Raw genomic sequence first — 13,775 nt, forward strand, 5'->3', positions numbered from 1 at the left:
ATACCTCTCTGACCAAGCCCGATAGCCGGAAGGTAGGGTAGCCTAATGCATTCACGCACCACTCTCCGGAGCCGCACGTCGGTCCGGGTCGCCATGCTTGCCCTGGCGACTGTTTTTGCCGCTACGGCCTGCGGTTCTTCCGACGCCGGCGGCAACGCAAACGGCAACACCGATGTCGCAACCGGCGGCAAGCTGTTCAGCACCGCCGACACGGAAACCGCGAAGCTCGGCAGCGATGCTGCGCCCGGCGAGTTCCCACGCACCATCACCCATGCTCTGGGCGAGACCACCCTCGAGGCCAAGCCGACCCGCGTCGTCGTCCTCGACAGTGGCGAACTCGACGAGGTCCTCTCGCTCGGGATCACCCCGGTCGGCATCGCCAGCCCGGAAAGTGCCGCCGGTCAGCCGTCGTACCTGGCTGACAAATTGGTCGGCGTCCCCGATGTCGGCACGACCAACAACCTCAACCTCGAGGCGATCACCGCACTGCAGCCCGACCTGATCCTCGGCAGCAAGTTGCGCCAGGACAAGCTTTACCCGCAGCTCGCGGCAATCGCGCCGACGGTCTTCAGCATCCGCCCCGGCTTCCCGTGGAAGGAGAACTTCCTCCTTGCCGGTGACGCACTCGGCGAGGAGACCAAGGCCGAGCAGGTTCTCAACGACTACCAGACGCACGCGGATCAGGTCCGTGAGTCGATCGACGGTTCGCCGACCATCTCGCTGGTTCGCTTCATGTCCGGGAAGCTGCGCCTGTACGGCAACCTGTCGTTCATCGGCGTCATCTTGAAGGATGTCGGCCTGCCACGCCCGGCGATCCAGGACATCAACGAGTTGGCCGTCGAGGTCAGCCCGGAAACGATCACCGAGGCAGAGGGTGACCGAATCTTCTACTCCAGCTACGGAAATCCCGCAGACACCGGTCAGACCACCGTTGTTGCCGGCCCGCTGTGGGCAAGCATGGACGCAGTCAAGGAAGGCCGCGCCACCGAGGTGAGTGACGAGACCTGGTTCCTGGGCCTCGGCCCGACAGGCGCAGGCCTGGTTCTCGACGACCTGCAGGCCAAGCTCGGCAAGTAGCCGTCACCGACACAAAAAGCCGCCCGACTCTCCGGAGTCGGGCGGCTTTTTTGTTCAGCGGTTGTCTTGCTCGAGGTGTTCGTTCATCGTCGAGTGCAGGTCGACGAGAAATTCCTCGAATCGACTGAGCAGTTCGGGCGGGTATTTCTCCATCATGGCGTCGAGTCGCACGGCAAGTGGGCCGAAGAACTCGTCCGCGAGGTCCTGCACATGCGCACTGCTGTGCAGCGTGACCACGCGACGGTCTGCATTCTCACGGGTCCGGACGATATGTCCCGCCTTCTCCAGGCGGTTGAGCAACGCGGTGGTTGCGCCCGACGTCAGCGAGATCCGCTCTCCGAGGCGGGCGGGCGAGAGCGGCGCCCCCTTCTCCTCGGCAGCGGTGATTTCCATCAAGGCAGTCGCGTCGGTGGAATGCAGGCCGAGCCACGACGCGAATCGATGACTGAATTCGGTGAACGTCCCACCGTACGCGCGGAATTCGTCCATCAGCCGCTCCCGCTCCACGGAGATGTCGCGCGGTGCTTCCACCCCGTGATCCCACCTTTCCTGTGCCAGACGGCGGCCGGTCGAGCCCAGCGCGCACGTTGACAACTTACCGCCTCAAATATACCTTCACTGTAAAGTTACTTCACAATGGAGGTTTATTCGTGAACATCTCACCCACCACTCGCAAGTGGTTGGGCCTGATCGCCATCGCACTCGGCGTGGCACTGATCGTCGTCGACACCACTATCGTCAACGTCATAGTTCCCTCGATCATCGAAGATCTCGGGATCAACTCCGTTCAGGCTCAATGGATCCAAGAGTCCTACGCAATCGTGTTCGCGGCGCTCCTGCTATTGGTCGGCAGAGTTGCGGACCTGGTCGGCGCCCGTCGCATCTTCATCGCCGGTGTCGTCGTGTTCGGCGCAACGAGCCTACTGGCCGGACTGGCACCGAACGGCGGCCTGCTCATCCTGGCGCGATTCCTGCAGGGCGCCGGCGCGGCCATGATCCTGCCCACCTCACTGTCACTTCTGAACGCGATGTTCACCGGCAAAGCCCGCGGCCAGGCCTTCGCAGTCTGGGGTTCCACCATCGGTGCAGCCTCCGCTCTCGGCCCATTGCTCGGCGGCTGGCTTGCCGAACATGCCTCATGGCGTTGGGCATTCGGCATCAATATTCCGCTTGCTGCGCTCATTCTGATCGGCGCAGTGCTGTTCATCGCGCCCTCACCCCGCACCGCTGGACGCATCGACGCCACCGGAGCGGCACTGTCCATCGCCGGCCTGGGCCTGCTCGCCTTCGGCCTCGTCGAGGGACGTACGTATGGGTGGCTGACGACGAAGGAACCCTTCGATCTGTTCGGCCTGTCATGGTCCAGCGGACCGTCGCCGGTTCTGGTGGCATTGGTTCTCGCCGTTCTGTCGCTCGGTGCGTTCGCCTACCGCCAAACCATGCTCACCCGCAGCGACGATCCGTCGCGGGCGCTGATGGACGTACGGCTGTTCTCCATCTCGTCGTTCCGCAACGGCAACATCGCGACGCTGATCATCGGACTCGGTGAGTTCGGAATCGTTGCGGTGCTTCCTCTCTGGCTTCAGTTCACGCTCGGGTACAGCGCACTCCAGGCAGGGCTCGCGCTGGTTCCCATTGCCATCGGCAGCTTCGTCGCCAGTGGTGCGAGCTTCGGAATGGCGTCGAAGGTCTCGCCGTTGGGCTTGGTCCGTATCGGTTTGGCCCTCGAAGCGCTCGGTCTCGCCGGTCTCGGATTCATCGCGGCGACAGACAGCCCCTGGTGGACTATCGCCGCAGTGCTCTTCTTCTACGGCATCGGTGTCGGTTTTGCGACTGCGCAGGTGACCAACGTCGTGCTCGAGGAGATTCCCGAGCAGAGCGCCGGTCAAGGCTCCGGCATTCAGAGTGCGTTCCGCCAACTCGGATCCGCACTGGGCATCGCTGTCCTCACCACGGTGTTCTTCAGCACTCTCAATTCCACGCTGAACAACGACCTCACCGAATCCGGTGTCGACCAAGCTCAGGCTGATCAGTTGACGCGTGCTGTCACCGACAGCGCGGGCGCCGCCATCGACTCGCTGGCCGGGTCACCGAGCACCGCTTTCGTCGCCGACGCTGCACAGTCTGCAATGACTCACGGGATCACACTCGGCGGATACCTTGCGGCCGGATTTGTCGTGGTCGGCCTGATCGCCACCGCGCTCATCCCGAACAAGCCTGCCCCGTCGACCGAGGAGGAAACAAAGGCAGCAGCCGACGCCTGACGGCCGGATCGGTGCAGTACGGTGCCGGTATGCGATTGCCCTGGTCACGGTCAGCACAGTCACGTCGGTCAGCACGGTCACGTCAGCCTGCAACGGTGCTCAGCGCGGCCGACATCGTGGCCGTCCGTGAGCAAGCACGCGAATTGGTAGTCCCCGGTTTCGCGACGTTCGACGAAATCTGCGAAGCCGCCCGAGACTGTGTCGAGGGCGGTTTCGAGAACGATGAACTCGGCAGACAGATCGACGCAGTAGTGCGTGAGGTCTGGGACCAAAGGCTCGGGGAGCAGACCCAGTGGACGGGTCCCGGCGACTTCGAGCGCGTATCCGCCGCCTTCGCAGAACTCGAGCGCAACGGCATCGTGGCCCGCATGAACTTCACCTGCTGCATGCAGTGCGGCACTACCGAAATCGACGACGAACGCACGCCGTCCGAACCGGACGAGAACGGGTATCCCTTTGCTCAGTGGGCGTACACGTTCTTCCACATGCAAGATGCGGAGCGTCTCGGCGACGAGCCGTCCGATCTCTACTTGTCCTACAGTGCGTTTCGTCCGGCCCACGATCTCGATCCCGCGCTGGTCTCCGCCGCGTTCGGCGGCGACGAAACCGCCAAGGCACAGATGATCGCGCACACCGATCAGACCGTCGGGCGCCAGGTAGCCGACGCACTCCGAGCCCAGGGACTGAGCGTCGACTGGAACGGTGACAACAATCAGCGCATCCGCATCTCCGACGTGCGCTGGCGCAAACCACTACCGCAGTAGGAGATTCAGCTGGGCGGCAAGACGCGGTCGATGAACGTATTGCTGAAGACGCGGTGCGGGTCGTGTTCGTCCAGAGTGGCGAGAGCGAAGTCCCAGTTCCCGTCGCCACCGGCACGGAAGGTGGCAGGCACTGTGCTGGTGAGGAATTCGTCGTCCTGGTACGCAGCTTGATCGGTGAATGCCCATCCCTTGGACCACTCCGGACGGAAAGTCGCGTAATCGCCGGAGTAGTTCGCGACCATCCACCGTTCCATCTCGCGAAGGAACGCGGGCAATCCCGCGGTGCCGGGAATCGAGACCACGTTCATCCAGATCGCCGTATCCCAGTCCTGACGATCCGCCCGGGGCCGCACCGCTGACAGATCCGGCACGCCGGCGCTGTCGACAAGGACTTCGCCACTGTCATCGACACCACAGAGACGCACTTCGAACGGCATGTTGACGGGATACTGCCCCCGCGACGCGTAGTGCGTCATTCGCTCGTTCAACCAACTCGTCATCTCGTGGACGACTCGGCCGATGTTGGACCGCTTGGTGATCACCGCGCCGCCGCCCGCTACTACGCGCAACGTCGTGTGCCGCAGGTAGAACAGAACATCTTTTGACCAGCCCCACAGATCGTCGGTGTCGGTCAGCGCCAATCCTGCTGCTACAGCTCCGAACTGAGAGGCGCCGAACAGCGGTGTCGCAGCTTGAAGGCCCTGCGCCACCATCCCCAACGGGGTGGTGACTTCTTCGGGAATCGCGTCGGAGAAGAAGTAGTTGTACGGCCCGCTCACCTCTCGGGACTCCGGTGGTTTGACCGGGGTCGGCGTCCAGACCTTGAGCCACGGTGTTTGCGTGAACGGGAACCAGATCGCCTCCACCCGTCCGGATTTCTCGACAAAACTCTCGTAGGTACGCCCTGGCGAACCGGGAGCAGCAAAGAGTTCTTGCCACGGAATGTCGGTGAAACTCTGGCACCGCAGCCGATAATTCTCCCCGGCTTGCAGCGTCACGGAGGTGACGAAGGTTCGGCCCAGGTGAGTCAGGAAAGCCGTGATCTCGTCATCTGATCGGTGAAAAGTCTTCAGCCCGTATCGATTGCGGCCTTCGTCCCACGCCACCACCGTGATCTCGGTGATCAGATTGCTCAGCGAACCATACGATTGACCAGGGGTGATCGTCTCCCCCACCGCCGGATAGGTTGCCCCGTGAGCGCCGATCGCCAGCGCGCCGGCGATGGACAGCTCACCGATCGCCGGAGCGTTGGCCCAGCCGAGCCCCTCGCGCTCGAGCGCTGTCAGAATCGCTTCGATACTGGCGCCGGCGCCCGCCGTGACTGTTGCGGGCGTGCCGTGCTGCACCACAACCGAATTCAAGTTCGCCATCGTATCGACCAGCAGAACTCGATCCGAAGGCGCGCCGGGCACCACCGTCAACGGACTCCACCCGTGCATCGTTCCCTTCGCACGCACTGTGTACCCGTTGTCGAACGCCCAGTTGGCGAGGGTGACGACGTCGTCGCTGTGACGCGCCGTCGCCGTCCACACACTCTCGAGCATGATTTCTCGCGACCAGTTCGCGTATGCCTGCTGTGACAACGGAATGTCCGACGGAAATCCGGGCGGTGGCGCGATGGTCGATGCCGAGCCCCAGGGAACAGCTCCCGCCGGTGCCCAGGAAATACCCGCGAGAGCAGCTGCGCCGACACTCGCTGCGAGAAATCCGCGCCGGCTCACACCGTTTTCTCTCGAGCTGTGCTCCGCCTTGCGCTCTGCTTGATGCACCACTGCTCACTCCGTCAGCCGACTCGGTTCATGTCAGGGACGAACGTAGAACAAATACGATTACGATGCCAGTGGTTCCGTAATAAAAGATTTAGATGCTCACTGCACCATCGGAGCGAAGACGGCGTAGATCGCTTCCGGGGCGCCGTCGAAAGCACTGATGATCAACCAGGCAGTCAGGACCGTCAGCGCCGGCCCGATCAGAATCTTCTCGAGGTTCCCACCTGCGCGGATGGACAGAAATGACGGCAGCCGTTGTTCCCACCACCGCTTGCCGCCGAGCGGAATCAGGGGCGCGAGAAACGGCACCCCTTCCTTGGTGATCGCATCGCCGAGACAGTGTGTGGCGCAGCCCAGTGCCACTGCAACACCTAGCCCGGTGGATCCGGCCTCACTCGGATACCACTGCCAGGTGAGGGCCGAGAGCACCAACGCAACGGCGGAGACGGCGAGCCACCCCTTCTCCTTGGCCAATTCACCCGCCAATCCTCGGATCGCCAGCCCGAGGCAGAAGAACAGCGTGATGATGATGGCGGGCTTCCCGAACTGAACAACCAGCGCCGAGACCCCGGCCCCAAGACCGGCGGCAAACAGCGCGGTGTGCGTGAGCGTCCGATGCCCACCACGACGCTTGCCGTCCTTCTTGCCTTTGGTGATGCGGTAGAAGGTCACCGAAATTGCGTCGATACCTTTGGCCAGCGCTTTGCTGAGCGGACCGAATGATCGGGAAACCGTCGACTGACCGGTATCGAGGTCGGGAAGCAAGGCGGCTCCCGCGCACACACCGGCAAAGGTCAAGGTTTCAGCGGTGGATGTGGGCCCTCCCCAATCGAGAGGCAACAACTCTGCAACCACCAACCCCACAGCAGCACCGGACATCGCGTGGGTGGGGCCCATGACCATGAAACACAACACCTTTCGAAACGCGCCCCGCATCAGGCCGTACCGGACCCTCTGCAAGACACCACACACATGACGCCGTCGGCGACGGCCCCGGCATGCTCGCCGAGACCGCCCCGAACGTAGCAAGTGCTACCGACAGGGTTGACCAACCTCCGGACCCGGTTGAGTACGGCCGTACCGTTCCAGGTCAAAGCGGTTCATGCGGAGCTTTTTTCGCTCGTCAGCCCGCAGCAACCGCGCATGACAGGGCAACGCCTTCCTCCAGCGGAGCGACGCCTGCCATGTTGAGCACCTCTGCCGGAACACCCTCGATCGCCGGAGCCCATTCGACGGTCGGCAACGCCGGCACCCCTTCACGCGCAATGAATGTCGCGGCGTCGCCAGGGACTTCGATCGTGATTGCGGCTGTGCCCGCCTCCTCGGCGCGCACAACCTTGCCCTCGTCGATGAGCTTCTGCAGCTCCTCGTCGGAAATCGGCGTCGCGGCACCACACGCTACTTCCGGTGCCACACCTGCCTCTGACGGAGCGGTCGCGATCGATCGCACCGCCACCGGCGACCCGTCGGAAATCGGGTTGGAAGCCCAGGCGATTCCCGGCGCCACGGCCATACCGAGGACCGCCACCGACGCCACCACCACACCGGTCCGGCTGGCCCGCTTGCCGTTCACTTTCAATCGCGTCATCGTTGTTCTCCTTGATCGAACGTTCTCGAATTCTCGGCGCGGTCGCATCCGAGAAACCCGAGGTTATGAAGCCAACACTGCAGATCTGTTGTCGGTTTCTTAGGAGTTGATGAGAATGCGGCGGCCCTCGCTCCGAGCGAGGCCCCAGGTCGCAATCCGATGGCACCATGGCTGGAGTGAGTACACGCGAGCGCATCCTGATCGTTGACGACGACGCGAAGGTTCTGAATTCGCTCGAACGTGGACTCCGATTGTCGGGCTTCGACACGGCAACTGCCGTCGACGGACGATCGGCCTTGTCATCGGTGAACAAGCAATGCCCGGCCGCACTCGTTCTCGACGTCAACATGCCCGGCCTCGACGGCGTCGGAGTGGTAACCGCCCTGCGCGCGATCGGCAACGAGGTTCCGATCTGCGTACTCAGCGCCCGAAGTTCCGTGGGTGACCGCATCGCGGGGCTGGAGGCGGGCGCCGACGACTACCTCACCAAGCCCTTCGAATTGGCCGAGCTCGTCGCCAGACTGCGCGCATTGCTACGACGCACGACGCGAGCCACTCCGTCGGTCGACCATCCGATCACGGTGGGACCGCTGACGGTCGATCTCCGTGGCCATCGAGCACACATCGACGGTAGGCGAATCGAACTCACCAAAAGAGAATTCGACCTGTTGTCGGTACTCGCCGAGCATGCCGGTGTCGTACTCAGTCGCGCACAACTCCTGCGACTCGTCTGGGGTTACGACTTCGCTGCCGACACCAATGTCGTCGACGTCTTCGTCACCTACCTACGCAAGAAACTCGAAGTCGACGGGGCGCCCCGCGTGATCCACACGGTGCGCGGAGTGGGCTTCGTCCTGAGGGCCGAACGATGAAGCGGCCGCTGTCACTTCAGACCCGGGTAGCCATCGCGTCGGGCCTGGCCGCCGGAATCGTGATTGCCGCGATCGGAATTGCGTTCGCGGTCTTCCTGCGCGTCAACGGATCCGAACAACTCGAACGCACTCTCGATTCCGTCACCCTGGGCGTCGCAGCGAGTGCGCCGAGCCCCCTGTTCATCGAAACACCAACTGCAACAACAGAACCATTCGTGATCAGCCCTGGATTCAACGCCACGACCGTCAGCGCCTTGGCTACCACCGATGTTCGCAGTCGGGATGTTCTCGTGCCCGGCGACAGCGGCGCCGCATTGGCCGTCAGCATCCCCGAAGATCCACTGACCCAGGCAATCCGTGAACAGCAGTTCCAAGTGGCCGCTGCGGCAGTGGTCGCCATCCTTGCCGCGGCCGGGCTAGGCTGGTTCCTCACAGGCCGAGCCGTCCGGCCCCTACAGCAATTGACCGAGACCACCAGTTCGATCGGCAACAACCTCGACGTCGAAGGACTCTCGCGCCGGGCACCGTCGGTGCGCGGAACGCGCGAAGCCGAAGAACTGTCGGAGGCAATCCACAGCATGCTCAGTCGCATCGAAACCGATAGAAGCCGCACCGAAGAGGCGTTGGAGTCGGCACGCGATTTCGCTCGCGTCTCCGCCCACGAACTACGCACACCTCTCACGTCGATGCGTACCGATCTCGAAGTTCTCGCAACACTGGATCTCACGGAAAGCCAACGCCGCGAACTGTCCAGCGAGTTGTTGGAGGCGCAGCGCCAGATCGAGCGCACCCTGACCGATCTCGAGACGCTCGCCCTGGGTGAAGTGGCCGATCCGGAGGATTGTGCCGACGTCGATCTCGTGGAGGTTGCCGATCGCGCCGTCGCTGACGCCGGCCGTTTGCACCCTCAGGTCGACGTTCGTTTGAAAGCACCGGAAGAACTTTCGGTTCAGGCCTTTCCCGCGGGCATCCGTCTGGTGTTGACCAACGCCGTCACCAACTCCGTTCGGCACGGCAATGCCGACGAAGTCGAGATCACCGTCCGATCAGGGGCTGCCACCGGTTCGGCGACGGTATTCGTCGACGACAACGGCACCGTGATCGCGCCGTCGGAACGCGAAGCGATGTTCGAACGATTTGTTCGTGGTACCGGCACCGGCGACGCCGGAAGCGGTTTGGGGTTGGCCCTCGTCGCGCAGCAGGCGCGACTGCACGGCGGTAGCGCGCGACTCGACGCGAGCCCCCTCGGCGGAACTCGATTGATTTTCTCGATCAACCCAATTCGACGTGCAGAGCCTCGAGCAGTGGCTTGGCTGCCTCGTCGAAGAATCGGTCTTGGGTATCTCCACCGATCTGTACCAGCGCCACATCGGTGAACCCGGCATCGGTGTACGCCTTGACTGCCTCCACGATGACATCGAGATCAGGACCACACGGAATACTTTCCGCCACATCCTCTTTGCGCACGAACTGAGTCGCACCTGCGAAACTCGCCGGTGTGGGTAGTTCGGAGTTCACAGACCACCCTCCACCGAACCACCGGAACTGCTGATGAGCGCGAGCGATCGCCGTGTCGCGATCAGGATCCCACGAGATCGGAATCTGACCGATGGTCCGGCCTGCTGGCGCCAACCCGTACGCCCGGCCGTGAACATGCTTCCACTGGTGCACCAGATCCGAATCCGGTTGCACGGCAATCAGGTCATCGGCCATCGGACCGAAACGCTCGACGGACTTGTCGCCGGACATGGCCAGCGCCAGGGGAACCGGGTTCTCCGGGAGATCCCAGATCCGCGCGGACTGAACGTCGAAGTACTCCCCCTTCCAGCTCACCAGATCTCCGGCAAGCAGTGCACGAATAATGCTCACTGCTTCCTGCAGCATGTCGTGCCGGGTGTCGACGGACGGCCACCCCTCACCGACCACATGCTCGTTCAGGCTCTCGCCACTTCCCAATCCCAGTGTGAAGCGCCCGTCCGCGAGGATCTGGATCGTCGCGACTTTCTGCGCGACCACGGCAGGGTGGTACCTGACGGTCGGACAAGTCACATACGTCATCAACCCGACTCGCTCGGTGGCATGGGCAACTGCTCCCAGCACCGACCAGGCGTAAGGCGCATGCCCCTGCTCGGTCAGCCACGGCGAGTAATGATCACTCATCACTTCGAAGTCGAAGCCGACTTCTTCGGCCCGAACTGCATGGCGGACCAGTTCTTTCGGGCCGGCCTGTTCGGTCATCAAGGTATAGCCGAATCGTGCCATCACTGATCAACTCCCGGTATCTTGGCCTGAAACGAGTTCGGAAATCACACTGCCGTCGAGGTGGTCGAGAAGGTCGCGGGCGTCGTCGTACACCTCCGCCGCACCCGCGCCGTCGAGTTCGTCGGTCGACATGCCGCCGCTGCGCACTCCCACAGCGACAACGCCTGCCGATGTCGCCGCCTTCATGTCCCAGACGGCGTCTCCGACCATGACCGCATCGCCCGCGTCGACACCTGCCTTCGCGAGCGCGATTTCGATCAGGTCCGGATCAGGCTTGGCCTCGTCGACGGATTCCGAAGAGGTCGCGGCGTAGATCATTTCGTCGATGTCGAGCGTCTGGCGCAACAACTCCAGTTCGTCGTCGGGCGCCGAGGTAGCGAGCACGACGTGCAGTCCGAGCGAGTGAACTCGGCGGATCAACTCTCGCGCTCCCGGCAGTACTCGGAGACGGTCAGCCGACTGCCGGTAGTACTTGGTGTGAAGTTCCTTGGCCCGAGGCCCGCACCCGTCGATGTCTTCGCCGAGCAACGTCTCCAGTAGTTGGTCTCCGTCCATGCCGATGCAGCGGTGCACCCGCCACGCGTCAACCGGGCGACCCACCTCGAAGAAGGCTCGCGACCACGCTTCTACATGCAGATAGTTGGAATCGACGAGCGTTCCGTCGATGTCGAAGAGAACTGCACCTGTTGCCATGGGAATTGACTGCCCAACACCTCGGTTCGCGAAACTTGTGCCCCGAGCATTCTCCGCTCGAGAAGCGGATCATGGAGAGTGCGGACAGCAGAAGTGCACGTCGAACAGGGGTGTCGTCATGGAGTCAGTGGTTGTGTTCCTTCTCGCATGCTTCGTCTACTGGTTCGCACTGCTGTAGTTGGGCAGACAAAAACGGACCGCTGCCGGGAAGTGATTTCCCTTGCAGCGGTCCGCATTCGGTAAACCTAGGCGATGCTCATGTCAGCGGGTCACTGACCTGCGCGTACACCTTCTTCGACGCGCTTGCCCAAATCTGCGTCGACGTTCTTCCAGTACTCGAAGACACGCAGTAGAACTTCTTCGCTGACGCCGGCAAGGGCGTGGCCGACGATGTTGCTCACCAGGCGCTCACGAGCTGCGTCGTCGAGAACTTCACGGACCAGCGTTCCGGCCTGCGTGAAGTCGCCGTCCTCGGCGTGCTCGATGTATCCGGCGCGCACTGCCTTGCCGTCGAACGACCACAGGCCTTCGTCACCGGCAACAGACGGATCGGCGTGAGGTCCGCCGTACGAGTTGGGTGCGTACACCGGCGTCGACGGGGAATTGAAGCTGTACCGCATGGCGCCCTCCTTGGAGTAGGAGTTCACCTCGTTCTTCGGGGCGTTGACCGGCAGGTCGGCGTAGTTGGTGCCGATGCGGTAACGATGTGCGTCGGCGTAGGAGAAGACGCGGCCCAGAAGCATCTTGTCCGGGCTGAATCCGATGCCGGGCACCACGTTCGACGGCTCGAAGGATGCCTGCTCGATCTGCGCGAAGAAGTTCTCCGGGTTACGGTTCAGCGTCCACTTACCGACCTCGATCAGCGGGTAGTCCTTCTGGGACCAGACCTTGGTGAGGTCGAACGGGTTGAAGCGGTAGCCTTCGGCCTCGTCGACCGGCATGATCTGAACCTTGAGGGTCCAGCTCGGGAAATTACCGGCCTCGATGGCGTTGTACAGATCCGCGCGGTGGTAGTCGGGATCGCTACCGGCGAGGCTGTCTGCTTCTGCCTGTGTCAGGAACTCGATGCCCTGATCGGTCTTGAAGTGGTACTTCACCCAGAAGCGTTCACCCGCAGCGTTGACCCACTGGTAGGTGTGCGATCCGAAGCCGTCCATGTTGCGCCAGGTCTTCGGGATACCGCGGTCACCCATCAACCAGGTCACCTGGTGAGCCGTTTCGGGACGCAGAGTCCAGAAGTCCCACTGCATGTCGTGGTCACGAAGACCGGAGCCTGGCAGTCGCTTCTGCGAACGGATGAAGTCGGGGAACTTGATGGCGTCCTTGATGAAGAACACCGGGGTGTTGTTGCCGACGAGGTCGTAGTTTCCCTCTTCGGTGTAGAACTTCATCGCGAAACCGCGCGGATCGCGCCAGGTGTCCGGGCTGCCCTGCTCACCGGCGACGGTGGAGAAGCGGACGAGCGACTCGGTCTTCTTACCCGGCTGCAGGAACGCGGCCTTCGTGTACTTGCTGACGTCGTGTGTGATGACGAGTTCACCGAAAGCGCCGCCGCCCTTGGCGTGGACGATGCGCTCCGGGACACGCTCGCGGTTGAACTGCGCGAGCTTCTCGATCAGGTAGTGGTCGTGAAGGAGCACCGGCCCCTGAATACCCGCGGTCAGCGATTCGTCATCACTTGCGACCGCGATACCGAAATTGTTGGTGGTGGGCTTGGTCATGGCGAAGCCTCCTAGCGTTGTGGGCTGGGCGTCAGAGGAGCGGGGCTGCATCCGAGCCGAACGCATGGGCTGCATGCGAAGGGGCTGGCTCGGAGGTTCTGGACGCATCAATTCGATTCTGCGAGACCGTGTCCGACGCGGTGTCGGATTCGGCAGAATTCTTCAGGCAATCTTCGCAACGGCCCCAGAACACGACCTCGGCTTCGTCGATTTCGAAGCCGTGATTATCGGAAGGTTCGAGGCAGGGAGCTTGGCCGACAACACAATCGACGTCGACGACCTTGCCGCAGCCGCGACAGACGAGGTGATGGTGGTTGTCACCAGTTCTCGTCTCGAACCGTGCGGGTGAACCCGCCGGCTCGATGCGTCGCAGCAATCCTGCGTTCACGCATGCCTTGAGCACGTCGTAAACGGCCTGTGTGGATACCGATCCGAGCTGCTGCCGCACGAGTGCTGCAACAGAATCGGCGTCTGAATGCGGTTGGGCTGTAACCGCATCCAGCACGGCGAGGCGCGGAGCAGTGATCCTCAACCCGACGGCGCGAAGTTGCGCTCGGGGGTCGAAGTCATGCTCTCCGTCTCGCATGTTTCCCAGTATGCCGCTTTTCTGGAATTAGTCAAGAAAAGGATTGCCTAAGTTGAATCGAGACCGGCGTCACATACCCGGGACGGGAACAAATGCGGGGCGACCACCGTTGAACACCCTGTCGGCGTCCGAACAAGCCCCGGGCCCCACCCCTTTTGTCGCTGCGAGCGACCACCCGC

General features: G+C 62.7%; 13 protein-coding genes. 5 read left to right on the plus strand and 8 right to left on the minus strand.

Translation table 11 applies throughout. The features are described from left to right. Nucleotides 1–45 precede the first annotated feature (45 nt). Nucleotides 46–1,077: an iron-siderophore ABC transporter substrate-binding protein gene (locus tag CPI83_RS26620; RefSeq protein WP_029254324.1), complete on the plus strand. Its 1,032-nt coding sequence runs from the start codon at nt 46–48 to the stop codon at nt 1,075–1,077. A 54-nt stretch (nt 1,078–1,131) separates the two neighbouring features. On the opposite strand, the gene CPI83_RS26625 is transcribed toward CPI83_RS26620, so the two are convergent. Then, entirely contained in the window at nt 1,132–1,608 is a 477-nt protein-coding gene (locus tag CPI83_RS26625; RefSeq protein ID WP_020905958.1) for a helix-turn-helix domain-containing protein, read from the minus strand. Nucleotides 1,609–1,727: 119 nt separating this feature from the next. Here CPI83_RS26625 and CPI83_RS26630 point away from each other — a divergent pair, with 119 nt between their 5' ends. After that, nucleotides 1,728–3,341, plus strand: a complete 1,614-nt coding sequence (locus CPI83_RS26630; RefSeq protein WP_029254323.1) for a DHA2 family efflux MFS transporter permease subunit — start codon at nt 1,728–1,730, stop codon at nt 3,339–3,341. A gap of 95 nt (nt 3,342–3,436) precedes the next feature. Continuing rightward, nucleotides 3,437–4,105, plus strand: coding sequence for a hypothetical protein (locus tag CPI83_RS26635; RefSeq protein ID WP_041814577.1), 669 nt, complete (start codon nt 3,437–3,439; stop codon nt 4,103–4,105). Nucleotides 4,106–4,110: 5 nt separating this feature from the next. Here the strand turns inward: CPI83_RS26635 and CPI83_RS26640 are convergent, their stop codons facing one another. The 3 genes from CPI83_RS26640 to CPI83_RS26650 all read right to left on the minus strand — a co-directional run bounded on the left by CPI83_RS26640 (nt 4,111) and on the right by CPI83_RS26650 (nt 7,462). Next, complete coding sequence (locus CPI83_RS26640) at nt 4,111–5,877, minus strand: cholesterol oxidase substrate-binding domain-containing protein (protein ID WP_097387965.1); 1,767 nt, start codon at nt 5,875–5,877, stop codon at nt 4,111–4,113. A 96-nt stretch (nt 5,878–5,973) separates the two neighbouring features. Continuing rightward, nucleotides 5,974–6,777 (minus strand): metal-dependent hydrolase, encoded by an 804-nt coding sequence (locus CPI83_RS26645; protein ID WP_007732353.1) that lies wholly within the window; start codon nt 6,775–6,777, stop codon nt 5,974–5,976. 220 nt (nt 6,778–6,997) lie between these two features. Then, nucleotides 6,998–7,462 carry a hypothetical protein gene (locus tag CPI83_RS26650; RefSeq protein ID WP_019746594.1) on the minus strand — a complete coding sequence of 155 codons (465 nt, stop codon included), beginning with the start codon at nt 7,460–7,462 and terminating at the stop codon, nt 6,998–7,000. 167 nt (nt 7,463–7,629) lie between these two features. Here CPI83_RS26650 and CPI83_RS26655 point away from each other — a divergent pair, with 167 nt between their 5' ends. Together CPI83_RS26655 and CPI83_RS26660 are read left to right on the plus strand one after the other, a co-directional pair. Continuing rightward, nucleotides 7,630–8,334, plus strand: coding sequence for a response regulator transcription factor (locus tag CPI83_RS26655; protein WP_003943475.1), 705 nt, complete (start codon nt 7,630–7,632; stop codon nt 8,332–8,334). Then, nucleotides 8,331–9,710: a HAMP domain-containing sensor histidine kinase gene (locus CPI83_RS26660; protein ID WP_097387966.1), complete on the plus strand. Its 1,380-nt coding sequence runs from the start codon at nt 8,331–8,333 to the stop codon at nt 9,708–9,710. Before CPI83_RS26655 ends, CPI83_RS26660 begins: the two co-directional genes overlap by 4 nt. Here the strand turns inward: CPI83_RS26660 and CPI83_RS26665 are convergent. The 4 genes from CPI83_RS26665 to CPI83_RS26680 all read right to left on the minus strand — a co-directional run bounded on the left by CPI83_RS26665 (nt 9,607) and on the right by CPI83_RS26680 (nt 13,596). Next, entirely contained in the window at nt 9,607–10,596 is a 990-nt protein-coding gene (locus CPI83_RS26665) for an LLM class F420-dependent oxidoreductase (protein WP_097388258.1), read from the minus strand. The two genes, CPI83_RS26660 and CPI83_RS26665, sit on opposite strands and share 104 nt — an antisense overlap. A gap of 6 nt (nt 10,597–10,602) precedes the next feature. Next, nucleotides 10,603–11,289 (minus strand): HAD family hydrolase, encoded by a 687-nt coding sequence (locus CPI83_RS26670; protein WP_030535692.1) that lies wholly within the window; start codon nt 11,287–11,289, stop codon nt 10,603–10,605. Nucleotides 11,290–11,558: 269 nt separating this feature from the next. After that, nucleotides 11,559–13,010, minus strand: coding sequence for a catalase (locus CPI83_RS26675; protein ID WP_019746589.1), 1,452 nt, complete (start codon nt 13,008–13,010; stop codon nt 11,559–11,561). 31 nt (nt 13,011–13,041) lie between these two features. Next, a complete protein-coding gene (locus CPI83_RS26680) occupies nt 13,042–13,596 on the minus strand; it encodes a Fur family transcriptional regulator (RefSeq protein WP_019746588.1) in 555 nt (184 codons plus the stop codon). Between the last annotated feature and the right edge of the window lie 179 nt (nt 13,597–13,775).

The organism is Rhodococcus sp. H-CA8f, assembly GCF_002501585.1.
GTDB classification, from domain to species: domain Bacteria; phylum Actinomycetota; class Actinomycetes; order Mycobacteriales; family Mycobacteriaceae; genus Rhodococcus_F; species Rhodococcus_F erythropolis.

What these genes read in the sequence shown, in the direction of transcription:
- CPI83_RS26620 (WP_029254324.1), top strand. Translation starts at nt 46, where the DNA reads ATGCATTCACGCACCACTCTCCGGAGCCGCACGTCGGTCCGGGTCGCC.
- CPI83_RS26645 (WP_007732353.1), bottom strand. Translation starts at nt 6,777, where the DNA reads ATGGTCATGGGCCCCACCCACGCGATGTCCGGTGCTGCTGTGGGGTTG.
- CPI83_RS26650 (WP_019746594.1), bottom strand. Translation starts at nt 7,462, where the DNA reads ATGACGCGATTGAAAGTGAACGGCAAGCGGGCCAGCCGGACCGGTGTG.
- CPI83_RS26655 (WP_003943475.1), top strand. Translation starts at nt 7,630, where the DNA reads ATGGCTGGAGTGAGTACACGCGAGCGCATCCTGATCGTTGACGACGAC.
- CPI83_RS26660 (WP_097387966.1), top strand. Translation starts at nt 8,331, where the DNA reads ATGAAGCGGCCGCTGTCACTTCAGACCCGGGTAGCCATCGCGTCGGGC.
- CPI83_RS26665 (WP_097388258.1), bottom strand. Translation starts at nt 10,596, where the DNA reads ATGGCACGATTCGGCTATACCTTGATGACCGAACAGGCCGGCCCGAAA.
- CPI83_RS26670 (WP_030535692.1), bottom strand. Translation starts at nt 11,289, where the DNA reads ATGGCAACAGGTGCAGTTCTCTTCGACATCGACGGAACGCTCGTCGAT.
- CPI83_RS26675 (WP_019746589.1), bottom strand. Translation starts at nt 13,010, where the DNA reads ATGACCAAGCCCACCACCAACAATTTCGGTATCGCGGTCGCAAGTGAT.
- CPI83_RS26680 (WP_019746588.1), bottom strand. Translation starts at nt 13,596, where the DNA reads ATGCGAGACGGAGAGCATGACTTCGACCCCCGAGCGCAACTTCGCGCC.